Source organism: Chitinophaga flava (assembly GCF_003308995.1).
In the GTDB taxonomy this organism is placed as follows: Bacteria; Bacteroidota; Bacteroidia; order Chitinophagales; family Chitinophagaceae; genus Chitinophaga; species Chitinophaga flava.
This window is the reverse complement of the sequence record NZ_QFFJ01000002.1, coordinates 1,910,678-1,935,784: the sequence shown is the minus strand read 5'-3', so window position 1 is coordinate 1,935,784 and position 25,107 is coordinate 1,910,678. Positions and strand designations below refer to the sequence as shown.

General features: G+C 49.5%; 19 protein-coding genes. 11 read left to right on the top strand and 8 right to left on the bottom strand.

Annotated features, from left to right (window positions below; genetic code table 11):
• Window positions 1–26: 26 nt before the first annotated feature.
• Both DF182_RS24045 and lgt read right to left on the bottom strand, forming a co-directional pair.
• Entirely contained in the window at window positions 27–977 is a 951-nt protein-coding gene (locus DF182_RS24045) for a CobW family GTP-binding protein (RefSeq protein ID WP_113618330.1), read from the bottom strand.
• Window positions 964–1,785 (bottom strand): prolipoprotein diacylglyceryl transferase, encoded by an 822-nt coding sequence (gene lgt / locus DF182_RS24040; protein ID WP_211327196.1) that lies wholly within the window; start codon window positions 1,783–1,785, stop codon window positions 964–966. Before lgt ends, DF182_RS24045 begins: the two co-directional genes overlap by 14 nt.
• Window positions 1,786–1,917: 132 nt before the next feature.
• On the opposite strand from lgt, the gene DF182_RS24035 reads away from it, so the two are divergent.
• From DF182_RS24035 to DF182_RS24025, 3 genes are all read left to right on the top strand, one after another.
• On the top strand, window positions 1,918–2,709 hold the full coding sequence (locus DF182_RS24035) for an MBL fold metallo-hydrolase (protein WP_113618329.1): 792 nt from the start codon (window positions 1,918–1,920) through the stop codon (window positions 2,707–2,709).
• A 256-nt stretch (window positions 2,710–2,965) separates the two neighbouring features.
• Window positions 2,966–3,418 carry a PA2169 family four-helix-bundle protein gene (locus DF182_RS24030; RefSeq protein ID WP_113619706.1) on the top strand — a complete coding sequence of 151 codons (453 nt, stop codon included), beginning with the start codon at window positions 2,966–2,968 and terminating at the stop codon, window positions 3,416–3,418.
• 70 nt (window positions 3,419–3,488) lie between these two features.
• Window positions 3,489–5,804, top strand: coding sequence for a patatin-like phospholipase family protein (locus DF182_RS24025; RefSeq protein WP_113618328.1), 2,316 nt, complete (start codon window positions 3,489–3,491; stop codon window positions 5,802–5,804).
• 6 nt (window positions 5,805–5,810) lie between these two features.
• On the opposite strand, the gene DF182_RS24020 is transcribed toward DF182_RS24025, so the two are convergent.
• Complete coding sequence (locus tag DF182_RS24020; RefSeq protein ID WP_113618327.1) at window positions 5,811–6,698, bottom strand: DUF4349 domain-containing protein; 888 nt, start codon at window positions 6,696–6,698, stop codon at window positions 5,811–5,813.
• A 106-nt stretch (window positions 6,699–6,804) separates the two neighbouring features.
• Here DF182_RS24020 and DF182_RS24015 point away from each other — a divergent pair, with 106 nt between their 5' ends.
• Window positions 6,805–7,569: a hypothetical protein gene (locus tag DF182_RS24015; RefSeq protein WP_113618326.1), complete on the top strand. Its 765-nt coding sequence runs from the start codon at window positions 6,805–6,807 to the stop codon at window positions 7,567–7,569.
• On the opposite strand, the gene DF182_RS24010 is transcribed toward DF182_RS24015, so the two are convergent.
• Complete coding sequence (locus tag DF182_RS24010; protein WP_113618325.1) at window positions 7,566–8,540, bottom strand: helix-turn-helix transcriptional regulator; 975 nt, start codon at window positions 8,538–8,540, stop codon at window positions 7,566–7,568. The genes DF182_RS24015 and DF182_RS24010 overlap by 4 nt on opposite strands.
• Before the next feature lie 153 nt (window positions 8,541–8,693).
• On the opposite strand from DF182_RS24010, the gene DF182_RS24005 reads away from it, so the two are divergent.
• Complete coding sequence (locus tag DF182_RS24005; RefSeq protein ID WP_113618324.1) at window positions 8,694–9,521, top strand: lysophospholipid acyltransferase family protein; 828 nt, start codon at window positions 8,694–8,696, stop codon at window positions 9,519–9,521.
• Window positions 9,522–9,737: 216 nt separating this feature from the next.
• Here the strand turns inward: DF182_RS24005 and DF182_RS24000 are convergent, their stop codons facing one another.
• The 3 genes from DF182_RS24000 to DF182_RS23990 form a co-directional block, all read right to left on the bottom strand.
• Window positions 9,738–10,193, bottom strand: coding sequence for a cold-shock protein (locus tag DF182_RS24000; protein WP_113618323.1), 456 nt, complete (start codon window positions 10,191–10,193; stop codon window positions 9,738–9,740).
• Between the two features lie 186 nt (window positions 10,194–10,379).
• Complete coding sequence (locus tag DF182_RS23995; RefSeq protein ID WP_211327195.1) at window positions 10,380–10,820, bottom strand: preQ(1) synthase; 441 nt, start codon at window positions 10,818–10,820, stop codon at window positions 10,380–10,382.
• A 47-nt stretch (window positions 10,821–10,867) separates the two neighbouring features.
• The gene (locus DF182_RS23990; protein ID WP_113618322.1) at window positions 10,868–11,713 is read right to left on the bottom strand and encodes a hypothetical protein; all 846 of its coding nucleotides are present in this window, start codon (window positions 11,711–11,713) and stop codon (window positions 10,868–10,870) included.
• 117 nt (window positions 11,714–11,830) lie between these two features.
• Here DF182_RS23990 and DF182_RS23985 point away from each other — a divergent pair, with 117 nt between their 5' ends.
• From DF182_RS23985 to DF182_RS23960, 6 genes are all read left to right on the top strand, one after another.
• The gene (locus DF182_RS23985; RefSeq protein ID WP_161964240.1) at window positions 11,831–12,421 is read left to right on the top strand and encodes an RNA polymerase sigma factor; all 591 of its coding nucleotides are present in this window, start codon (window positions 11,831–11,833) and stop codon (window positions 12,419–12,421) included.
• Between the two features lie 87 nt (window positions 12,422–12,508).
• Window positions 12,509–13,702 (top strand): FecR family protein, encoded by a 1,194-nt coding sequence (locus DF182_RS23980; RefSeq protein WP_113618320.1) that lies wholly within the window; start codon window positions 12,509–12,511, stop codon window positions 13,700–13,702.
• Between the two features lie 330 nt (window positions 13,703–14,032).
• Complete coding sequence (locus DF182_RS23975) at window positions 14,033–17,383, top strand: SusC/RagA family TonB-linked outer membrane protein (protein WP_161964239.1); 3,351 nt, start codon at window positions 14,033–14,035, stop codon at window positions 17,381–17,383.
• Between the two features lie 11 nt (window positions 17,384–17,394).
• Window positions 17,395–18,789 (top strand): RagB/SusD family nutrient uptake outer membrane protein, encoded by a 1,395-nt coding sequence (locus DF182_RS23970; protein ID WP_113618318.1) that lies wholly within the window; start codon window positions 17,395–17,397, stop codon window positions 18,787–18,789.
• Between the two features lie 30 nt (window positions 18,790–18,819).
• Entirely contained in the window at window positions 18,820–20,988 is a 2,169-nt protein-coding gene (locus DF182_RS23965; RefSeq protein ID WP_113618317.1) for a T9SS type A sorting domain-containing protein, read from the top strand.
• Between the two features lie 10 nt (window positions 20,989–20,998).
• A complete protein-coding gene (locus DF182_RS23960; protein ID WP_113618316.1) occupies window positions 20,999–24,574 on the top strand; it encodes a hypothetical protein in 3,576 nt (1,191 codons plus the stop codon).
• Window positions 24,575–24,617: 43 nt separating this feature from the next.
• On the opposite strand, the gene DF182_RS23955 is transcribed toward DF182_RS23960, so the two are convergent.
• Window positions 24,618–25,106: a molybdopterin-dependent oxidoreductase gene (locus tag DF182_RS23955; RefSeq protein WP_113618315.1), complete on the bottom strand. Its 489-nt coding sequence runs from the start codon at window positions 25,104–25,106 to the stop codon at window positions 24,618–24,620.
• Between the last annotated feature and the right edge of the window lies 1 nt (window position 25,107).

Genomic DNA, 25,107 nt, shown 5'->3' with positions numbered 1-25,107 from the left:
AGATGCAGGAAACATCAATTTCCATACTACCCGACAGATTCTTTTTGGGCAGGTTTCAATATCCGCTCGATGGTGGCCGTTTTCAGCTCTTTACCGATAAACACCAGCGTGGAAGCCGGCGTCACATCGCCCCAGGGCCCGACTGGCAGGATATGGAGGTATTTGCCGGTAGACTGTACCAGGTATTTCTGCGGATCGTTTGGTACCGCCACATATCCCTTGATGCGGTATAACTGTTCCGAATACATGTTAAAATGAAGATCCAGTACAAACACCAGCATATTGAGGTCAAAAGGATGGGGTGATTCAAACAATACAGTATTTATCTTGTGGGCCGTTTTTACCGAAGCCACCGGTGGTGCCTGATCACGTCCTATCCGCTCCCGGGGCTGCATATCACTAACCCTCACACAACCATCTTCTGTGGCAGTGATAAAAGCCAGCGGGTTGACTTCTTCCAGCAGCTGCTGCAACCGCAGCAAAGCCGGTACCGGCAGCCCTTTTACTTTGTTGAGCACAATCACATCGGCGCAGGAAAGTTGTTTGCCTACCTCTGTCACCTGCTCCAGGCGTTCTTCCACATTTTCAGCATCCACCACACAGATAGTAGATACCAGCTGGTAATGGGCTTTCACCTCTGGCATACTGAACATACCGATGATATTACCTGGATCTGCAATACCCGTGGTTTCGATAAAAAGCTGGTCAGGCCGGTCTTCCAGCTGTAAGATATTCCCCAGTACCTCCAGCAGGTCGTTGTCCAGGGAACAACAGATACAGCCGCTGGTCAGCTCGTATACATCATCCACTTGAGCCGACACCAATGAAGCATCGATATTGACTTTCCCAAATTCGTTTTCTATTACGATGTTGCGGAGCGTACTGAACTGCTGCAGGAGACTGTTCAACAACGTAGTTTTGCCGGCACCCAGAAAGCCGGTCACCAGATACACTTTAACAGGATTATTTTTTGTCATGTTGACGATTATAAAAACATAAGAAATAAAAACCGGCAGCAATCAGTGGTAAACTCAGGAGCTGGCCCATGTTTAACAGATGCCCGTTTTCGAAAGCCTCCTGGTTTTCTTTGACGAATTCTATCAGGAAACGCGTGCTGAACACTAATATCAACAATAATCCGAATAAATATCCGGGTTTCCTTGCTGCTTTATTTTTTTTATATAGGAAGATGAGTAACGCGAAGATGATGAAATAACAGGCTGCTTCATATAACTGGGCCGGATGACGGGGGATATCATCTACCCGCTCAAAAATCACCGCCCATGGCAATTGTGAAGGCAGCCCGACAATTTCTGCATTAAAAAAGTTGCCTATACGAACCAGCCCACCCGCCAAGGGCACCACAACTGCCAGCCTGTCCAGCAGCCATATCCAGGATAGTTTGTACCGGTGGGCAAACCAACCCGTTGCTACCAGAATACCGATGGCGCCGCCATGACTGGCCAGCCCCTGATAGCCGGTCCATTCGATACCTGTACTCCCCCACCGGAACGGCAGTACGATTTCCAGGAGATGATGCCGGTAGTAGCCGAATTCGTAAAACAGGCAATGTCCCAGCCTTGCACCGATGATCGTGCCCGCCACCACATATATCAGCAAACGGTCCAGTATCATACGACTTTTCCCTTCACTGTCCAGCATATACGCCATAATCCGGTAACTGGCCAGAAAGGCCAGCATAAACGCCAGGCTATAGTACCGGAGAGCAAAACCATCGATACGGAATATTTCCGGTGAAATATTCCAGCGGATAAATAACAACATCAGATTCATCATTTGCAACATCGTTGCAAATATAATAAAGTTTAGATAGAAACGAATTTTAAAAGAGCACAGCCCATATCCCCTTCCTGGCGTACCGATGCTTTGCAGGTAAAAAAACTTATCTTTGGCCGCATGTCACTTTTTATCACGTCATTGAATTCGGGAAGCAACGGTAACTGTTATTATGTCGGAAACGATCAGGAGGCAGTATTGATAGATGCAGGCATCTCCTGCCGGGAAACGGAAAAACGGATGGCCCGCCTGGGCTTGTCGATGACGAAAGTGAAAGCCATCTTTATCTCCCACGAACATTCAGATCATATCAGAGGAGTAACCGTGCTGGCCAAAAAACACCAGCTGCCGGTGTATATCACACAGAGTACGCTGGCAGGCGGCAATCTGGCACTGCAGCGGGTCATGCCATTTAATGCTTATCAGCCGGTACAGATAGGCGGGCTGTCTGTCACCGCTTTCCCCAAACACCATGATGCCGTAGAGCCACACAGCTTTATTGTGACCGGCAGCGGTGTCAACATTGGGGTATTTACAGATATCGGTGCACCCTGCGAACATGTGCTGCATCATTTCCGGCAATGTCATGCCGCTTTTTTAGAAGCCAACTATGATGAGCAGATGCTGGACCAGGGCAGATATCCCTACTATCTGAAAAACCGTATCCGTGGCGGGAAAGGGCACCTTTCCAACCGACAGGCACTGGAGATATTCACCAGCCAGCGCCCGCCGTTTATGACGCATCTGCTGTTGTCACATCTTTCTCAGGACAACAACAATCCCTCCCTTGTACAGGACCTTTTTGATCAGCATGCCAACGGCACCCGGATCATTGTGGCTTCCCGCCATGCGGAAACAGCCGTATTTCAGGTGAAAGCGACCAATGCTGTGGAAAGTGTTGCAACAATGTAAAACACCTCCATTTTCTCCGTATAGGGATGCCCGGTAGGAAGACATACCGTCATATTCCATCTTATTGCCTCCCGGAGTAGATTCCGCCCAGGCGGAAACCTCACCTGCAAAAGTTTTATCATGTATCTGCAACAGGCTGCCCGGCAGCAGCAGAAGGGTAAATAGTTTTTCATCAGTTTGTCACAAAACGCAGGAATTAACAACATCTGTTGGCATGTTTTATGGCCGTGATTCTATGTCAACAAAACCTGCAGCCATGGATACAACACATGATACCATTGAGATTCTGAACGATCTCATCAGCATTAACAACGACCGGATCAACGGTTACGAAAAAGCCCTGAAGGATACCAAGTCCAATAATGCCGACCTGAAACCACTTTTCACACATATGATCGATGAAAGCCGTACACTGAGAAATGCATTAGGCAAAGAAGTACAGGGTCTCGGCGGTGAGATGGGAAAAGGCACCACTGCCAGCGGCCGCCTGTTCAGGGCCTGGATGGACGTAAAAGCAGTCTTTACCGGACACGACAGACAAAGCGTGCTGTCTAACTGTGAAGCCGGAGAAGATGCCGCCCAGCGTGCCTATCTGGACGCATTACAAGATGATCACCTGCCTGCCTATCTCCGGGAGATGCTTGCACAACAGCAATCCACCCTCCGGTCAGAGCGGGATAGAATTCATTCACTTCGTTCCCGGGCCTAAGGTCCGGGATTTTTTTGTTACCCCCTGTAGCGCAGTGCATTTTTCTATATTAGCATTAAATATCAATCCTATGCACCCGCTACTGAGAAACCTGCTCAGAATTGCTTCACACCTCCTGAAGTCAATCTGGTTGTTCTTCCCCGGAATCATCTTTTTACTGTTCATCATTTTTATCAGCTGGTCAATGGACCAGGGCAAGGACGTAATTGTAGCTTACACGGAAAACACTTATCATGAGAGGATCATCTTTTTTCTGGCAATAGGCTTTTGGGTATATGTCAGCTGGTATTCTTCCCGAATCATTTCTTACATAAAAAAAGCCAGACAGATCATGGACATACAGGACCAGGCCATGATCAGCGAAACAGCCGCCACCGCCGATTACAACCATTACAGCGACCGCTTTCCTATCAGTAAACCGTTTCTCGACGCATTTCCGCGGTTGCTGGGCAACTGCTGTTTTCTGTTGCTGGAACTGGCCCTGCTGCAATCGCCGGTATTGTATTATCCGCTCAGCAGTACTGTATCCTGGCTGGTTTTCGCCGCTGCGCTGACAGGACTTTATTTTCTTCCCCGGCCACTCAACAAGTTGTCGTTACAACCAGCTTTCCCGAAAGTGTTTCTGATACTGCTGGCCGCCTGGCTGACAGTCGCCATTGCCACCAGTTTTATTCCGCATATCAGTATCCTGTTGCTGCTCGCACTGCTGGTGCTCCTGCATGCCCTTTTCCTCCTGTATACGCACCTGCGGCGGGTAGAACTGGACATCTACGCCCGTAAGAGCCTGCTGCTTTCACACACCTTGCTCGACGATGTGATGAAATACTTTTATATTCCCCGCTCTGAAAAAGGGTTCTTCCGTTTATTTATTATCATCGGATGTGCGGCACTGGTTGTTTATGTAGGAGCGATTTACAGCCTGGGCTTTGCCAGAAGACTGGGGCCATTCCCCTTTCTGTTGCTCGCATGCGGCATGTTGTTGTTATTTGGCAACATCATCACGGCACTGTCTGTGCGTTACCGTATCAGCCTCCATTTTCTGTTGCTGGTAATGGCGCTGATTTTTGGGTTGAAGGAAACACATTATGTGAAATTGACAACTGCCCAAAACGGCAACCACTACAATCAAAGGCCGTCGCTGGACACTTATCTGCGTACCTGGCTGGACAGCCGGCCGGTAACGACAGACAGCACCTATGATATCTATTTTGTGCTGGCCAACGGCGGCGCTTCCCGCTCTGCCTACTGGACAGCAGCAGTGCTGGGAGAAATTGAAGATGCCAGTATACGCAACCATCCGGATGACCGTTTTTCCCGCCACCTCTTTTGCCTTTCAGGCACCTCCGGTGGTGGTGTAGGCGTAGCCTCCTTCTTTGCCCTCCTGAAAGACAAAACACGGCAGCAGCCACTGTATGCCAGGTCTGCCATGGCTTATCTCAAACAGGATTATTTCAGTTATACGTTTGCACGGATGCTGGGCCCCGACTTTTTCCGTTATATCATCCGCACCTCACGCTCCGGCGACAGAGCCGCGGCCCTGGAAGAATCATTCGAAAACAGCACACAGATAGCAGGAGACTCCCTCTACCGCGTACCTTTTGATGAAGCCCTGTCTTCCTTTCCGGCCATGCGGGCCGATACCATACTGATGCCGGTACTTTGTATCAATACCACCCGCATGCAGGATGGTAATCCCGGCGTAGTCACCAACCTGCAACTCAACGCGGATGTATTCAACAGCCGGGTAGATGTGCTCAGCCTGCTCCGTCATGATTCTGATATCACTATCACTTCCGGAGCAATATTGGGCGCGCGGTTTCCCTTCCTCAGCCCTGCCGGCAGGATACAGGACCAGTACTTCGTAGACGGCGGCTATTTCGATAACTCCGGCGCCGGTATCATTCAGGAAATCATCCGTGGCATCATCAACATCGGGGAGGACGACCGGCATCAACATGGCGATACCAGCCGTTTGTATCAGCAGATCAGTCATCTTCACTTTAAAGTGCTGCACATTACCAACAGTGCCATCATTCCCGGCGAAGACCACTTCCGGTCTGTAGCCCCGGTCATCAATGACCTCTTCGCACCGGTGTTTACCGTAGCAGGTGCCTATGGTATGCAAACTACGGTCAACGATAAACGCTTAATACATTATATCAGTGATATCAATGACTACTACTACAAAAGAGCGTCGTATATACAGATACCTCTGTACAAAGACAGTCTGGAATGGCAGCATGATCCATTACGGGAAAGGTTCCCCAAAGGAGAACCTTCCTATACCATGAACTGGTGCATGTCGGACACGACCATCCGGCGGATCAATCAGCGACTGAAAAACAACACCGCTTTAACCGCAATTATCAATGACATAAAAAAATAAGGAATCCTATTTAAGACGATATATCCGGTAACGTTTGTAACCAAACCATCCGAGTACAGCTAAAATCAGCAGGGGCCATATCTGCACAAAAAACAGCAGCAGATCACGCAATAGGGAAGCACCTTCGCGGACAGCATTCAGCAGCTCTGTACCAAATGCAGCGCGGGAAATGCGGCGGGGGTTAATCACTGTTTCTACATTCGCTACTTCAGACTGAAACAGCTCTACGGTAAAGGTGGCATAAGCTACATCGTCGAGTATCTGCAGGTTGGCAATACTCCTGTCTACATTTGTTTCCGCCTTCTGGTCTTCGTATTTCGCAACATCCAGTGCAGTGGATTTTTTACCAGGCACTGTCTTTCCGGTAGACTGACCTGTTCTGTCATTCTTTAATGAATTAGACAGATATGACAACGTATAGTCTTTATCGGTAAGTACCCGGTAATCAATGAAAGCAGCCATAGACGTGAGTGTGCTCACCACCGAATCCAAATGAGCCACCGGTACGCGCAAGGTAAGATTAGCAGTAGGCGTATACAACTGCATCCGCTTCAGCGAATCAGCCGTATACGGCAATTCATACTGACCGTTATATTTATTTTTCATCGTGCTTTCTACCACCACTCCCTGCAAACCCGCTACAGTACGCTCCATACGGGTAGAGGCAGTAAAAACATCCCCAACTCTGCAACGTACATCTGCTGTTCGTACACGTTTTCGGGATGGAGAAGTTAGCGAGGCAATATCATTGGAGAAACCTGTGGAATCTGCGGTGGCTACATATTTAGACGTTTCATCGTCGGCAGCGCGGGTAGAGGAATCATGGGGGTTCGATTGGCTACAGGCAGCAAGAACCACTGCAGGTAGCACTGCATAACGGTATAGTAAACGCATAGTGGATGATTTACCGTTTATACCAACAATCGTTAAAAGGTAACCTTTCAAAAATGTTAAAAAAATAAAGGTCTAACAAAGGGGAAATAAAAGTTATCTTTCAACTATGAAAAGATTGTTCAATATTGTTGTTGTCTGTTTGAGTGTAGTGCTGGTGAGCGCCTGCAGCGAAAAAAAACAATCCGGCCCCTTTACAGTTATTACCAGCAAACAAAACTACAATAACTGGAATACTGGCAGTAAGAACACAGCATACAGTTACCGTATCCGTTATAAAGGCCACAACATTACACCTTCAGATATCACCGGACGTAACCAACATGAATCCGGTTATTATATTAGTGTACAGGCACTGGACAGTTTGCCCGGCAAGCTGCTTGCGCATATTGCCAACACCTTCAATTTTCCCGTTTATCTTGTAGAAGAAAAAAAAGGCAGACCTCATTACTGGCTTCTCTTCAACAATGGCAATCAGATACCCTATCAATTCATTGGCAGCAAATACCTGGTTAATGAAAAAGAGTTTTCTCCCGAAGAAGGTTATTTTCTCAACACTATTTTTGATCTGGCAGAAGACAAACAACATTCCTACAGGATGCCCGTCAGTACAATAGCGCTGGATATCTCACCCGACAATCAGAGCATCGCCGTTTGCAGTGGTTTTTCCGAAAAAGACACCCTCAGAATAAATACTGTTTTTCTTTCTGACAACTTCGTCACCAGTGAAATATTACCTGCAGCCATGCAGCAGATGTTCCGGGATACGCTGAACAAACAGCTTACGGCAGCACAGCGCAAAGCCTTGTTTAACCAGCATTTCCGCTGGCAGTTGAAGAACGGGCGTTATGTTGCAAAATATACCAGCTACTAATCCACCAGCGAAGGACGTACCCCGTATTGTTTGCTGAACTCATTACTGAAATGCTGTACAGTGGTATACCCCGCCTCATAAGCCACTTCCGTTACCGGTAGCTCTCCTTTTTTGAGCAGCTTATAAGCAATATCGAGCCGGTATGCCTTAAAATAGCCGAATACCGTATTATTAAATACTTCCTTAAATCCTGCTTTCAGTTTAAACTCATTCAGTCCTGTTTGCCTTGCCAGCTGTGCCAGGGAAGGCGGATGTTGTATATTGGCCAGCAGGCATTCTCTGGCGGCATGTATTTTTCGTATATCCGTTTCCGATAGTTTTATTTTTTTGGGGGAGGTATCATTCTGTTTTTCAAATTGTTCGCATTGGAGGATCAGCAACTCTATGGATTTAGCCTGCAGAAACAGGTCTTTGAGTCCGCCTTCGAAGCGGCAGGCATTGATTTCCCGGATGGTTTGCTGCATCTCCGGTGTGACCGGGAGATTACTGAGTGTAGAATCGGCTCGTCCATTTACCATGTTGTTGGCCATTTTATAAAGAGCTGGTCCTGCGTTTTCAGCCAGCTGCAGAAAACGTTCCGGCACAAAACTGACTACCAGGAACTGCAGGTTTTTCTGCTGGTAAAAAATACTTTCTCTGGGATTATAAGGATTGGGGAGGAGACTATGTTGCCCTGGTGTGAACTGATGAGTAGTATTACTGTTATGCGCAGTAGTAGTGATACGCCCCTGTTGCAGGAACACCAGTCCGGGAATAGGCGTATCCAGTCCGCTGTTGACTTTGATATCCTGATGTACATTTAAAGTGCAGTGTCCTACGTGTATGCCATCGGAATAATGCTGACGATAGCGGATATCCCAGAAAGGCAGCCGGGCCTCTCGGTTTGTGGTTCGCATCAGTTCACTGAGTTGCATGGTTTGGTGCTCCATGTGAAGGATATCGCCGTTGTTGTCTCTAAAGGTGGTCCCCATAAATAATCCGTTTTACGCAAATGTTTCTCCGTTATCTGCTACAGGCTGTTTGTAAAATGTAGTCATTTTGTACAATGCCGCTGCAATACGGTAGTGACACCTGAAAGCACACTTACCCTGCGTCATGGGCATGCTTTAACTTTTTTTTAACCTATGGCTACAAACTACAAGACATCGGTGTACACGGGGATAACTTACCGTATCATTTATTTCCTGTTGTACAAGGTGATGCGTTACCGTTATACAGAAGTGATTCAGAATCTTTCCAGGTCGTTTCCGGAGAAGTCCTATGAGGAGATTAAACGGATTGCGCTGGAATTTTACCATCATTTCAGCCGATTGTTTGCAGAGATACCCGTACTGATGATGCTACCCAGGGGCAGGGTTGCAAAACGGCTGGTATTGGAGGGGGCAGCACTGGTAGAACAGTATCAGGCAGAGGGCCGGCCTGTTATCATTATGCTGGGGCATTACGGCAACTGGGAATGTTTGTCTTTATTACCGGCTTTGCTGCCATGCAGGGTTTACGGGGTATTCAAACCACTCAGCAACCGTTTTTTCGACCGGCTGATGAAAAAGATACGTTCCCGTTTCGGGCTGCAGCTTCTTTCTATGGAGGAGGTGCCGCGGCATATGCTGCAACGGCGGCAACCACCGGGAGCTTATATTTTTGTATCTGACCAGTCGCCTCCTCACTGCAAACATATTGTAGATTTCCTGCATCAGCCGACCTCCGTGATCACAGGCACGGAGCGGCTGGCCAGGGCTACCAATGCCGTAGTGTTGTACGCTGTGCTTCATAAAACCAAAGCATGTCAGTGGAAAATGTCTTTATCGCTGATAACGGACGAGCCCGTAAATACAGCACCTTTTGAGATCACCCATATTTTTAACGCCCGCCTGGAGAACGACATCCGTCAGCGTCCTGCCTACTGGCTATGGACACACCGGCGCTGGAAAAACAATCTTTCTGCTATATGAACCTTTACGCCATCTGTATTGCCGGCACCGGCCTTTTTTTCCTGCTAATCTTGCTGGTACCGCTGCTCCTTTTAATCAACCTCCACCGGGAGTGGGAGTGAGATAGAACCATTTTACGACACGTATAAATAAAAAGCTGCTGATACCAGCGGGGAAAAATTTTCTCCGCTGGTCATCAGCAGTCTGAAATATGAGGAATGATGAAACGGGAGGCCCCTATTTCACCAGTTTCACGCGTACGGCGTTAGGCCCCTTATGGCCCATTTCCACTTCAAATGTTACTTTAGAGTGTTCTTTAACCCGGTCCAGTAATCCATTCACATGCACGAATATGCTTTCCTGTGTTTTCTGGTCCTTGATAAAGCCATAGCCTTTGCTTTCGTTGAAGAAGGTCACTACACCGGTATGAATAGGATCCTGTTCATCGTCATCTGTCTGTCGGGCAACACCAATCTGGATATCTTCCAGATTAACTTCTTTCTTTTTGCTGGGGTCCGGAGGGGTAGATGTAATGTTTCCGTCTTCATCGATATAGGCCATCATATCTTCTAAACTTTTTCCCTTTTTGTTATTGGCCTGCCTTTCCTCTCTCTTTTCTTGTTTTTCTTTCTGCTTTTGCTGTTTTTTCTTTTCAGATTCTTTTTTGTTGAAGTTTCCCTGTGATTTAGCCATAATTTATTATTTCGGCGACTGCTTTATTGATTTTAGAAACGCAGTAACCTTCATCGAAGATACAAAAATTCAGGAACTTTTCGCACTTCAGAAACTCGCCAGCAGTAAGATTTCCAGCCAGCCTTCAAACAAAACCCGGACGCATAAAATAATTACATATATGTCATAGGGGACAGATGACAGGTATTACATTAAAATACCCCATTCATCATCCCGCTCCGGATAATCCTTGTATTTATCCTCTCCTCCCCTGTCTTTCCAGTCGGAATCGATCACCAGTTTGGAGCTGATACCACCACGGGGATTACAGATCAGCGTCACCCTTAAACGGTCGGGCTGATACACCTCCATCATGTGATCATACATGATATTGATCAATCGCTCATAAGACACGATGATGTCGCGCAGATGATACACATACTGTTTGAGCGACTTCAGCTCAATGATTTTGCCTTTAGGATAAAAAGTAATGTACAGCTTGGCGAAGTCGGGCTGTTCATGTACGCCAAGAAAAGTGAACTCCGGCACTTTAATCTTCATTTCATACTTTTCACTGGACGGGTTGGGTAATGCCTTCAGGATTGTCAGATCTATCTGCTGATAGAGCTTTTTGGTCATGGTGGTCATAAATGGTCGATTAAGCTGATTTAAAGTTAATAAGGTTCCGTATTATTTTAAATACTTGCCAATATACTCCCGAACACCTGCATGGGTTTACCGCAGCCAGAGCAGGAGCAGGTACCAAACAGGTAAGGCCAGCGTTCCATCACTGAGGTCATTTTCAGCTGTGCTGCATAATGGTAGCCCCAGTTACGCATATTCGTGTCCGTTATTGTGCCGTCCCAGGCGGGCACTTTTTCCGGATGGGGTACGATAACCTCCCCTTGCTGGTCTTTATGGAATACAGGGTCCTGAGCGTATACCCTGAGCTGGTTGCCATCCGGCCATATATAACTCTCCTTATTACAGGCAGCGCAAATACCTATATACTCATCTCCGCTTTCATACCGGATACAGAAGCGGGCAAATGCGCGCTGGTCATGAGCTACCGCGATTGCAGCCAGGAAATAATTTCGGTCCGTTTCCTCCACCATATATTGGAGTGCAGCAGGCAGCAGAGCGGTACACAACGCAGGCAGGCGTTGCAAAGCCTGAATATAGGCATTATAAATTTCCCGGACCAGTGCCGGCGGAATAGCCGTATTATGGCTGAATTCGGCAGGAATAGTGTCTGGCACCGGGGCATTGCCATCTTCAGAGATCAGTACCGCCAGGCTCCCCAGCGTTTCTACCTGTAAGGCGGGATCCGGAAGACCGGCAGCCAGGTCTATCAGATAGGGGACCGCGGCAAAAGTGTTTTCATACAAGGTATTCTGGTGATAAATCCTTTCCCAGATGATTTCATCCAGCAGGTCATCAGACCAGTCTTTCTTTAATAGGGCCAATGCTTCGGGTAATGTATCGTCTATTCCGTAAGGGCCATTCAGTTGCTGCCAGGCAGCGTCATGGAGTGCTAACATAAAAGCAAGATACACATCTCCTTAAAAACCAGAAAAAAACGATGGACAAGCTCCGTTTTGTAAATCGCGGAGGTTGTATTATTTTCATACCGTACACATTTTATCAACACGACCTCTTTGGACCACAGTAATGAAAAACAATGGTTGCTCTCTGTTGCCAGCGGGGATGAACGCAGCTTCCGGCAGCTCGTGCAGCAGTACTGGCCGCAGGTCTACGGTACAGCCCTGCGGCTGACCCGTTCCCCCGAACAGGCCAAAGATCTCTCCCAGGATATCTTCCTCAAACTATGGAACAACCGTAGCAAACTTTCCGAGGTAGACAACGCCGGTACCTTCATTTATGTATGTGCCCGTAACCTGATCATGGACTTCCTCGAGAAAAAGGTATTACGTACCGACAACCTCGACACCCTCGCCGGCCATCTGGAAGAAGATCCCTTCCGCAACGCACAGGCCACCCTCGAATACAAAGAGCTGGAATATACACTGACAAAAGCCATCGAGCACCTGCCCGCCAAAGTAAAGGAGGTGTTTATCCTTCACCGGTTCAAGGGATTAAGTCACCCACAAATAGCCCAGCAACTGAATATCTCCATAGTAAGTTCACAGACCTATATTGTAAGAGCCCTCCGGAGTATCCGGGAATACCTCGACCGCCATCCGGAACGGATTTTCACATTACTGGTACTGCTGACCACTTTTTTTTAATTTTTTTTCCGTTGACTGTCTTACCCTCCTTTTGTTTTCCGTCCTTATAACAAAGGGGAAAACTGATGACCTTAAACCAGCATCCGCATGTCCGACCAATTATTTGAAACGCTGTTCAAAGATTATATGAGCGGAACGCTCAGTGCATCGGAGCTACAGCAGTTCCGGCAGATGGCCCGCGACCGGAAGAACAGGCAACTGCTCTCCCGTTTGCTGGAAGAAGCATTCAGCAACCCCGCCTACGCAGAAGCAGCGGATTACGACGCCAGCGAGATGGCCGCCGAAATTCTGCTCAAAGCCAGACAACAGGATGAAGTATTATCCCTGCTCCCACCAACCCGCAAACCACCCGTATTCAGACCCTGGTTTAAATACGCCGCAGCAGCAGCCCTTTTCGGCTGCCTGGTAGCAGGAACCTGGAAATTCGCCGGCAGAAGGCATCCCGCCAGACAAACACTGGCCACCAACCAACCTGCCATTCCCGGAAAAGCCCAGCCCGTCCTGATACTCGGCGACGGCTCCAAAATATCACTGGACAACGTTTCCAACGGCACCATCGCACAACAAGGTGGCTCCCGCATCGTAAAACTATCCAACGGACAAGTAGCCTATCAGCCCGCATCCGCCCCCACCGGCAGGACCATCTACAACACCATGCAAACACCTCATGGCTGTATGTATCAGCTCACCCTGCCCGACGGCTCCCGCGTATGGCTCAATGCAGCATCCTCCATCCGCTACCCCACCACCTTCCCGGCAAACAGCCGCCAGGTAGCAGTAACCGGAGAAGCCTACTTCGATATCGCCAAAGATGAACACAAACCCTTTACCGTCACCGCAAACGACATACAGATACAAGTGCTGGGCACCGCCTTCAACATAATGGCATATCCCGATGAAAACACCCTACAGGCCACCCTCGTACAAGGCGCCATTAATATCAACACCAGCAAAACCAGACAGCTGCTGCAACCCGGCGAACAAGCCTCCATCGGCCACACCTCCGGACAACTCAGCATCTCCCGGCCCAACCTCGACGAAGTACTCAGCTGGAAAAACGGTGAATTCTATTTCCGCGATACCAACATAAAAACCATCATGCGGCAGGTAGCCCGCTGGTACAACGTAGAAGTACAATATGAAGGTGACATGACAGACCTCTCCCTCTCCGGCATCATCTCCCGGAACGGAGACATCCAACAACTGCTGAAAGCACTCGAGCTGACAAAAATCGTTCGCTTCCGCATGAAAGATCGAATCATTTTCGTTTCCCAGGGCTGAAGCCCTGGGCTATGTTTGTTGGGGATAGGACGGAGGCTTGGGAATAAATTAAACTAATAGTATAAGATATACTTATAGATGTGATGAAGGGTTTTGAAGCTTTTCTAAAATCAACTAAAGAAGAAAAATACCACCATTTTATCTGGTAACAAATTAGCAGATAGATATGATGAAGGGTTTTGAATACACTAAAACAATAGCATAAAACAACATAGTAACCTTTTCTAAAATCAGCTAAAGAAGAAAAACACCACCGTCTTATCCTCCAACAAACATAGCCCAGGGCTTTAGCCCTGGGACTGGAATATGATTGCTTTAAAAAATCCACGAATGAAGATTATGAAATTCCTTGCCACGTGTATTCCCATTGTCATAAGAAGACAGCCACTACGGGTAATGCTGACCTTTACGCTGCTGCTGGCAGGCGCTCCTGGCTTTGCCCAGAAGGTGACTGTAGCCTTAAAAAATGTGCCGCTGGAAAAAGTCTTTTCTGCGTTGAAACAACAAACCGGCTATTCTTTTATCTGGCGCGGTGAGCCGACGGCTGCGTTAAAAAATGTATCTCTGGAATGCAGGGATGCGCCACTGGAACAGGTACTAAAACCCTTCCTCGACAAGCTTTCCCTGACTTATCAGATCTCAGATAAAATTGTGGTGGTAACCCACAAGGAAAACAATCCACCACCAGTAACAGATCAGGTGCAGGTTTCCCGCCTGCCTGTTTCCGGTAAGATCACTGATGACAAAGGATTTCCGCTGCCGGGTGTCAGTATCCGGATAAAGGGCACTACCATCGGCGTCACTACAGATGCGCAGGGAAACTATACACTGAATGTACCGGGATACAATAGTGTGCTGCAATGCTCTTCTGTAGGCTTTGAACCCAAAGAAGTAGCCGTGAACGGACAACAGACACTGTATATCACGCTGCAACAGAAGAGCGCTTCCCTGAATGACCTGGTGGTAGTGGGATACGGCACCCAGCAGAAAAAAAATCTGACGTCCTCCATTTCTTCCATCAAAGGCAGCGAACTCGCCGGTGTAGCCGTCACCAACCTCGATGCAGCCCTGCAGGGCAAGGCTCCTGGTGTACAGGTAGTACAGAACTCCGGCGCCCCCGGCGATGAAACATATATCCGTATCCGTGGCAACGGGTCTCTTTTTGGAGAGAACCGTCCCCTGTACGTGATCGATGGGGTGCCTATGAGCAATCTGCCCGCAGCACAATATGGTATCTCCGGTGACGGCCAGCGTATCACCGCTACCAATAATATTAATCCCAACGACATACAATCGGTTGAAATACTGAAGGACGCTGCCGCAGCGGCCATCTATGGTTCCCGTGGCGCCAACGGTGTCATCCTCATCACCACCAAAAGAGGAGCTGAAGGCAAATCACGCTTCAATTTCAGCATGTACACCGGCGTTGCCGATGTACCCAAAAGACTGCCGCTCCTGAATGGCGACCAGTTTGTGGACCTGTTCAACGAATCCCGCACCAACGCCGGACTAGCGCCAGATCCCGCCATTGTTAAAACAGGCAGGAATACTGACTGGCAGAACGCCATCTTCCGCTCTGCACCGGTATCCAACTACAACCTTTCCATTTCCGGCGGCAGTCCTAAAACCTCCCACTATGTGTCTGTAGGTTATCTCGATCAAACAGGCACCATTACAGGGGTACAGCATTTTAAACGGTTCAACGGCCGTGTCAACTTTGACTTTGCCGCCACCGACAAAATCAAAATCGGTGTAAATCTCACCGGCGTACATTCCATCAATAACCGCATGGACAACAGCTTCTCCGGTCAATCTGTACTGGCACTCGCCCTGATAGAAAATCCCAACGACCCTATCTATAACTCCAATGGCACCTACTATGCCGATCCCAACCGGCGCTGGACCAACCCCGTGATGATCGCCAATTCACTACGGTTCCAATCGGTAGTAGACAGTTATATCGGCAACATCTTCGGTGAATACACCATCATACCCGGACTGAAATTCAGGACCAGCTTCGGTTTTGATAACCAGCACGTAACCGATGACCGTTACCAGTCCAAACAGGTCAACAACCAGTCTGCCGCCACCGGCTTTGTATCTGTCTTCTCCCAGTTTCTGTGGGTCAACGAAAATACGCTTTCGTATACCCCAGCCCTCAAAGGCAAACACCACCTGAGTGCGCTGCTCGGACAAAGCGCACAGGAGGCTACCGTGCGCAGAATAGGTGTTTCCGGTAATACCAACTCCACTGATATCATTCAGGCCGTGACTGGTTTTACCAACCTATTCTCTCCGCTGGACTATCGTTCGCAGTGGGGACTGGTATCTTATTTTGGCAGGGCGAGTTACAACTATGATGATCGCTACCTGCTGGAAGCCGTACTTCGTACAGATGGATCTTCCCGTTTCGGTGCCAATAAAAAATATGGCTTCTTTCCTTCCGTATCAGCAGGATGGCGTATCATCAACGAGCGCTTTATGAGAGACCAGCATTTCTTCAACGATCTGAAACTGCGTGCCAGTATAGGCGTTACCGGTAATAATGAAGGACTCGGCAATGACTTCCCCTCTCTGGCCACCTATTCTACCGGATATAACTACGGCGCTTCCGCCGGCATTGCTCCCACTTCCCTGTCCAACCGCGACCTGAGCTGGGAAGCCACCACCGCCTCCAACCTGGGTCTGGACGTCAGTTTCCTCAACAACCGGATCAATATCACCGTAGATGCCTACCGCAAAATCACCAACCGGCTCATCTTTAAACTGGAGCTGCCCTATACCTCCGGCTTCAACCGTACCAATGGCGCCAATATCGGACAGCTGATGAATAAAGGCCTTGAAATAGGCATCAATACAGATAATATCCGGGGTAAGTTCACCTGGAGCACCAACTTCAATCTTTATTTCAACCGTAATAAAATTACCAGTTTGCCTGAAACAGTGGCCGGAGATCCTTCCAGTTCCGATTTCACGGAAAGTCTGCCTGGCTCCTTCTTTACCAGCCAGCCTACCAGCATATTCCGTGTAGGCGAGCCCGTTGGCTCCTTCTTCGGTTACCGCAACAAAGGCGTAGATCCGGCCACCGGCAACATGATCTATGATGATATCAACAAAGATGGCAGGATCACTGCGGCCGACCGCGTAATCCTTGGCAATGCCCTTCCGGACTATACCGGCGGCCTCACCAATACCTTCGGATATAAGGGCATAGACCTCAGCTTCTTCATTTACTGGTCTTATGGCAACAAGGTATACAACCAGACCCGCAGTATGCTGGAACGTATGAGCAGCTATAATAACGGTGACGCACGCACGCTAAACCGCTGGACTCCTACCAATACCGTCACTGACGTGCCCAAAGCCATCTTCAACGATCCGGTGGTACCCAACAGCCTAACCAATGGAGAAGTATCCCAGCGTTTTGTAGAAGATGGTTCTTTTATCAGGATGAAAAACATCACCATCGGTTATACTTTTTCTACTGCGCTACTCAAGCGTATACGTATCAGCAATGCCCGTGTTTATGTGAGCGGGCAGAATCTCTTTTTAATCACTCATTACTCCGGATATGATCCTGAGTCGCAGAACCAGTCTGTCAAAAACTCCCAGCTGGGCATCGACTGGGCCGTACAACCACAGCCCCGCACCTTTATGGTAGGGTTAAACGTGAACTTCTAAAGCAGTAAGAAATGAAAAAAACAGTACTCCTTTTTATCATTATAGCCTTCAGCGCCTGCACCAAAGTACTGGACCAGGTGCCGGAATATACCATTGCAGAAGATAATTTCTGGCTTACTGCCAATGATGCGGAGAGCGCTGCCGTAGGGATATATCCTGCTGTGCAAAGCCTCTCCATGCAGTTTCCCGTAGCTTTTGATGCCGCTTCCGATGCCGCCACTGCCCTGCTGATCAACTATTCACCCTTTAGTCAGCACGGTATTCCGGTAGATAATGCGATCGTAGCCTCCTACTGGCAGAATAACTATACCGGTATCGGCAGGGCCAACGATCTACTGAAACATGTGCCCGATATGAAAGACAGCCTTTTCACCGGCAACCGAAAGCAGGAGATACTGGGAGAAGCCCGTTTCCTGCGGGCTTACTTTTATTTTAATCTGATAAAAGCCTACGGCCCTGTACCGCTGGTGACAACACCTTACACTTCCTTTAATGCTGATTTCACCATAGAACGTACACCCGTAGACGTTATCTTCCGGCAGATCATCGCGGATCTTACCATTGCAGAAACATCGTTACCTGTTAGTTACCCTACGGCAGCAGATACCAGGGGAAGGGCTACCCAAGGCGGAGCCAAAGCCTTGCTGGCCAAGGCATACCTGAGCCTGCAGCGCTACGACTCTGCCGCCGCCAAAGCATTGGATGTGATTAACAGTCCCGTATATACGCTGGTAAGTGGGAGCAGCGCCTACAACAACATGTTTACCGTCAGCGGTAAAAACAGTACAGAAGCCATTTTCGAGATACAATATGTTAGTTCTTCTGCACAGGCCAACGGTCTTTTCAGTTTGTATATCCCTGTAAACGGCATACCTGCCGGTGTACAGCCGGGCAGTTATCAGATAGCACCTACCGATAAAATCGTAAAGGCATACGAGCCGGGCGATATCCGCAGAAACGCTACCCTCGGCCTCAATACCGCCACGCCGGCACTCAACTATGTCAGCAAATATATCCGGTTAACTAATGGTACCGAACCCGACATCATTGCATTACGGCTGGCAGACATTATCCTCGTGAGAGCGGAAGCCCTGGACAAACTGGGCAAACATGCCGAAGCGGTGGACATGCTGAACACCATTCGCCGCAGGGCTTTCGGGTTGCCTACCACTACGTCATCCTCCTATGATTTTCCCCAGGCCGGAGAAACAGACAGCGACCTTACACTGGCGATAGAAAACGAGCGGTTTAAGGAGCTGGCATTTGAAGGCCATCGTTTTTACGATCTGGTACGCACCGGCAGGGCCAATGCCGTGTTAGGCATTAATGCCGATCAGGCACTGTGGCCGATTCCGTTGCGGGAACTGGGGCGTAATCCACGGCTGGTACAAAATCACGGTTATTAATATTTTTCTTTTCACCTCAACCCAAACACCATGAAAAAACTATTTACAGTACTGTCAGGCTTTCTGCTGGCGGTAACCTGCAGCTATGGCCAGTATACCACTAGCTGGCTCGGCAACAACTTTCCCGACGTTAACCGTCATGTGGGCAACTGCGCAAGGTCTATGTGGGTATCTCCCGAAGGCGTTGTATATACGGCATCCGGATGGGATGAAAAAGCCAGAAACATCGGCATCTATCAAAACGGTACCACTCTTGGCTCTATGGGCGGCAATAAGGAATCGCAGGGCTGTGCCATCGGCGGCGATGCCACCTATATTTTCACCGCGCAGGAAACGCCCAACAGCGGTAAAGTAGGACGGTACAACCGTGCCACCAAAACCCGCGACCTTTTGTTTGTGGCCAGCGCCGGCACCGGTGATGCTATCGGCGGCATCGTTGTATCCGCAGGCCGTGTATTTGTGAGCGACTCCAGCGGTAACCGGATTGTAGTATTCACCACCGGTGGCGTGCAGATACGGCAATGGCCGGTGTTAGGTCCCGGCGCACTGGCAATAGACAGTAGCGGAAAGCTATGGGTGGCACAGAAAAGCAACGGCACCATCCGTAGTTACGACACTACCGGTAACGCCAATACGATTATACAGCTGGCCGCCACTGCCCGTCCATCGGCCCTCTATGCAGACAGCATCCGGGGCGAACTGCTCATCGGGGACCAGGGGCCAGACATGAACATCAAAATTTATAACAATCTCACGGGGACGCCTACACTATCCGGCACTTTTGGGGCAACAGGCGGTTATCTCAACGAGACCAGCGGTACCCGTGGCGCCGCCGGCGATAAACGGTTCACCCGCGTAGTGGGCATCGGCAAAGATACCGCCGGTAATCTCTATGTGCTCAACAATCCCTGGGGTGGCACCTGGGACCTTGGTCGCAACGGCCTTACCGATATCCACTGTTACAGTAATACCGGCACTCTCCGCTGGACACTGCAGGCCCTTAACTTCGAAGGTAATGCTGCCGCAGATGCCGGCAGCGATGGCTCCCTGTTTTATACCGGTAATATCCTCTTCTCCTACAACGGTACCGATGGTGGCTCTTACGTAGCTAATACCATAGATCCCTACCGTTATCCTCAGGATGCCCGCATTCAGAAAAGTGATCCCGGCCGCGGCGCTTTCTTCGGACACCTTGCCAATGTAGGCGGACATAAAATACTGGTAGCCTGCAATCAGAACCCCGACGTATTTTATACCTTCTACTTCAACCCCGCCACCGACGGATATATCGCCATTCCCGGTGATACCATCTCCAAAGTACGCAACGGTTTCTGTCTCGATTCTCTCGGGGACATCTGGATATCACAGGATAAAACCAATGCTATCCAGCATTATCCGCTGACTGGTTTTGCTGCCAATGGCAAACCTATCTGGGGGCCAGTGGTGTCTACCCCTACACCCGCATCCATCGCCCGTCTTAACCGGCTGGAATATATTCCTGCCAGCGATGTGATGGTGCTGGCCGGCGGTAATGCCGACTGGACACTGATCGGCAACCGGATAGAAGTGTACCGTGGGTGGCAGGCCGGCAATCGTACACCGAATGTAGTGATCACCCTCAGCAGAGCACAGGCCAAATCCATGTCGGCCGCCGGCAACTATCTCTTTGTGGGATATTATGCCATTCCTGATATCGATGTATTTGACCTCAGCACCGGCGCACTGGTACTGACGATGAACAGCAGCAACCCCGCCGTTTATGTAGGCAATGATGTGGACTCACAATATGGCATCAGAGCCTACCACCGCAGCACCGGCGAATACCTCATCACCAAAGATGACTACAACGCCAATAAAGTAGTGCTGCATCGCTGGACACCACCCACACCACCACCGGCAACAGACAGCACTACAACGGCAACGGCTACACTGGCCCGTGGCAACAACATAGCAGATTTCAGAATATATCCCAACCCGGTAGACAAAACACTGTATATCGACCTGAAACAACAGGCTGCCAAAGGGTTCACCATTCATATTTATGATCTCATGGGAAAAACCGTTAAAACAATACAGGCAGGCAGCCAAAGCATCTTACAGGCCGATGTGGCCAGTCTGCTGCCAGGCTCCTATGTGCTGCGCGTCACCGATGCCGCCAGTAGTAAGGTGGTAGGGCAACAGAAATTTATTAAGCTCTAAAAGATAAAGAATGAAATATGTATGGATACTCGGGCTGTTGATCAGCAGCGGGTATAACGGTATGGCACAAATGAAGGCGCCTGCCGAATGGGTACACTTTGAACAGGTTATGGACGTTAAAAACAATCAGCGGCATTATGATTATGACGTAGCCATTGTTCGTGCCTCCTGTGCTACCAATGTATTATGGCCGGGAGAACAGCCTTCCTATACACTGCAGGTTGTCAACCAGCTAAATGAACCTATGGTGGCAGAAGGCAGGATAGAGCTGATCCCATATGGTACCCGGGGACTTCCCGGCGATATATGGCTGCCGGAGGTAGTGCCCGCAGGACCGGTGACCTCCATACCAGTAAAGGTAAATATCCCTGCCAACGGTTATCTTGACATCACCCATCAACCGGTGATACCGGAGCGTTTGGGTGGTTACGCCATAGTGATGGACCTGGGCAGATATGGGCGAAGGTTTGTAACCAGCCTGGTACGTACGTTCGCTGCCAACCCGCAACGGCTACAGTATCCCAAACAATCACTTGATGACATGGGAGCAGACTTCCTGCAACGGGTAGGTGTACAGGCCATACGGATGGGCGTAGATTATACTCCCACTACCGCCAGCGACTATACGGAGAAAATGCAGGCATTGGACCGCAAACTGAAAGAGTACCAGTCTAAGCATATTACCGTACTGCTGATGTTTGGCGCAGGCACAGCCCCTTTGCCACTAGGCAGGCCTCTCCCCTTCCTCGACAGTGCTGGCGTGATGCGGAAGACCAAGCAGGACTATGTATGGCTCCCTTCTTCTGACGCAGATTTCGAACGTTTTGTCCATCACCTCTGTGTGCAGTACGGCTGGCCCAAAGGACCTGTGACGGCGGTATCACTCTGGAATGAACCCTGGGAGGGATTGTCTATTTCAGGATGGCAGTCCGATATCCTGCGATACCGGGAGATATACCGTGTGATGGCACAAGCGGTGATCGACGCACGTAAAAAAGGAGCCGATGTGCTGGTGGGAGGTGGAGACTCCAATTCCAACGCCTGGGATAAACTTTTTGCAGATGGGAAGATGACCTTCCTTCCCATCTTTGATTTCTGTTCTATCCATTATCAGGGGATGGAATCACCGGCCATTTATCCGGAGTGGGTTAACCGCCGCTCGCCCCATGGCCGTGTTAAAATATGGGACACGGAGAGCTGGGTGGGTAATACCGATGATCGTATAGGCCTTACCGTAGCTACCAACCGTTCCACCGGTTACGACCGGTCTATGGGCATCTACGCCGGTTATATGTATACCGGCGGCAGAGGCAGTGAACATTTCACGCAAAAAATCCATACTCCTTCGGGCATCACGGAGATCGCGCGCATTCCAGACACCTGGTCGCCTGCCGCCGCCCTGGGCGCGGTGCAGCAGCTGATCGGGGAAAGGAACTTCCGGCAGCTGCTGTTTCCCAACGGGCTACCCTGGGTAATGCTTTTTGACGGCAAACAGCCTGACGATGGCACTGCCGTAATATGCGGCGACATCGGTGAAGCCTTTGGTCCCGAACGGGTACTGTTCCGTGGCGTAAGAGGACTGACGGAAGTGATGGAAAAAGAAAAAATAAGAGCAGCCCTCAGCGCCGGCCATATGGCTACAGACAGCCTTCAACAGGAATTACAAAAATACCGGCCACTTCGTGGTGGCCGGATGCTGTTGCCCGCAGCCCCTTACATACGGCTATATGATTTTTACGGAAACCTGATACCCACTACCGGTAAGCAGTTGGAGATACCGCTCAACAGCCAGGGCTATTACCTACGCACTGATGGTTCCAAAGGCACTTTCGAAAAACTGATCGCAGCTTTAAAAACCGCCCGTATAGAAGGTTACCAGCCGGTAGAGATCATCGCGAAAGATATGACCACGCGCATAGAACAATCGCCCATCCTGCCGCTGCAACTGACCAATATTCTCAACCGCCCTGTGCAAGGTAAACTTATAGTAAGCCTGGCAGGACTGCAGACAGCCGTACCTGCCACCATCAGCCTGGCCCCGCATGAAACAAGGACCATTCCCGTGAAAACCACAGGCGGAGTAAAGGTACCCAACAACACCTATCCCCTCTCCGTACATTTTGATGCTGGTGCAGATGGTATGGCCACACACTATGAAGACATGCATGTGAATGTCATTTCACGGTTAAGTATACACGTAGACGGGAAGTTAGATGACTGGCAGACAGCCTTGCCCCAAACCGTCAGCAGCAAAGGCGCCGCCACTGTTAGTCTCACAGAAGCAGCCTGGTACCCATTCAAAAATTTTGACACTAACGCCAACGGATATGCGAATGGTTACTTCGCTTACGACGATCAGTATTTTTATTTTGCTTCCAAAGTAGCTGACAGCACGCCCCACCCCGGTACCTACCGCTTTGCCCAACGGCCTGACGATACATTTTTTTATCCCGATACCGCTTACGCGATGGATATGCAACAAACACTGGCTACTAAAGAGAACAGTGCAGCAGCCACTGGTGCCGGCGCGCTGCAACTACCGACCAGCAACGGACGTATCCTTCATTATTGGGAAAGTGGCGACAACACCAACTCCTTCGGAATAGATCTCCAGCTTGCAAAACCCATGCAGGTAGCCCTTTATCTGCCCAACCTGCAGGTATCTTCGCTGATACTGGAGGTATTTGATAATCATACCGGCGCCCTCCGGTTGAGGCGTACCCTCACCAATCTCTGGGGCGGCGCCTGGGAAGTATTGCGGCTACAGGGTGATAACAGGATCGTGCTGCATAGCAACGGCTGGTGGTATACGCCCAAACTGGCCGCGCTGCTGTTTGATCCGCCTGGCACCGACAGTCTTTTTGTAAAAGAGGATTTTGATACCCGCGGCAACTGGCGTGGTGTATATGGTAGTATGGGGTATCATATTGCTGGTCTGGGTTCGCAGTTACCGGCTGGTGTGGCTGTATCGCCCGTCCACCGGGAAGTTAAACAGCCGTTGATATGGCCAGCCGGCGTGCGGCACTACACCTATCAGAAGAACCCCGTTACACCGGATAATTCTGGGTTAGGCTATTCGTACGACAATGTGTTGCTGGCGTTCAATGTTATTCCCGAAGGCCAGGATGGCATGCTGGCCTGTCCTCCGGGCACTATGCCCCGTTATACCGGATACAAATGCACCGACTACGAATATGCCCTTAATCAGGTAGCCCCTCAATATGGAGGAGGCACGGAGATATGGCGGCTGCTGGCGCCGGGGCTTAACAGGAAACATTTTTTTCCGAGGCAGCCGGTATCTGAAAAAGAAGGCCCTGTTACGAATGGGAAACTAGTGATCAAAAGAGAAGGCAATACTGTGATCACCGAATGCGCCATTCCCTGGTCGGAATTACCGGACGTAAAAAAAGCCATCGACAAAGGATTGCCGGTTAAGCTATCCTTCCGGGTGAATGACAATGGAGCGCCAGGCAGCTGTATGGAACTGGCTAAAGAAAGAAGTGTGTCCAAACAAAATGCACGGGCTTTTCATCCCGACTGGAAGGTACATTGGGCGAATGAAGTGGAGTTTGGCGTGGAGAAATAAAGCATCCCACTGACTTTACAGGATCTTCATCCATCCTGTAAAGTCAGTCTTTCGCAAACCTGATGATTAACTCCGTCACCTGAAAACTGCTGCGGGCGGGTCTTTTCTCACCTGGCACCACCAGTCTGAAAGGCCCTTTGCCGGCCGGCAGTGGCTGCCCATCGGATTCATCTGCCAACACTACTATTCTGTCTGTAAAATCACTGTCCAGTTCAGCCAGTGAAAACAACACTTCATATCCGTCTGCACTTCTTACCAGCAGGTATTTGCTGAGGTTCTCTCCCCGCAAAGCTTTACCGGTGGTGACACCTGCCTGTTCCAGGATGTCCTGCAGCGGCACGCCGGTATAGGCGTGATCGTTACCATCACGGTCTTTCAGTGTAACAGTGGTACGTTTCATTGTATGCAGATTTTCCGGATATAAAGTCAGTGGTTTTGTGACTTCGCCGGATATCTTTACCGAAGGCCGCTGTTGCGCTGTAGCGATCATAAACAGGCTTAACAACAGCCCTACTAAACAGGATCTTTTCATA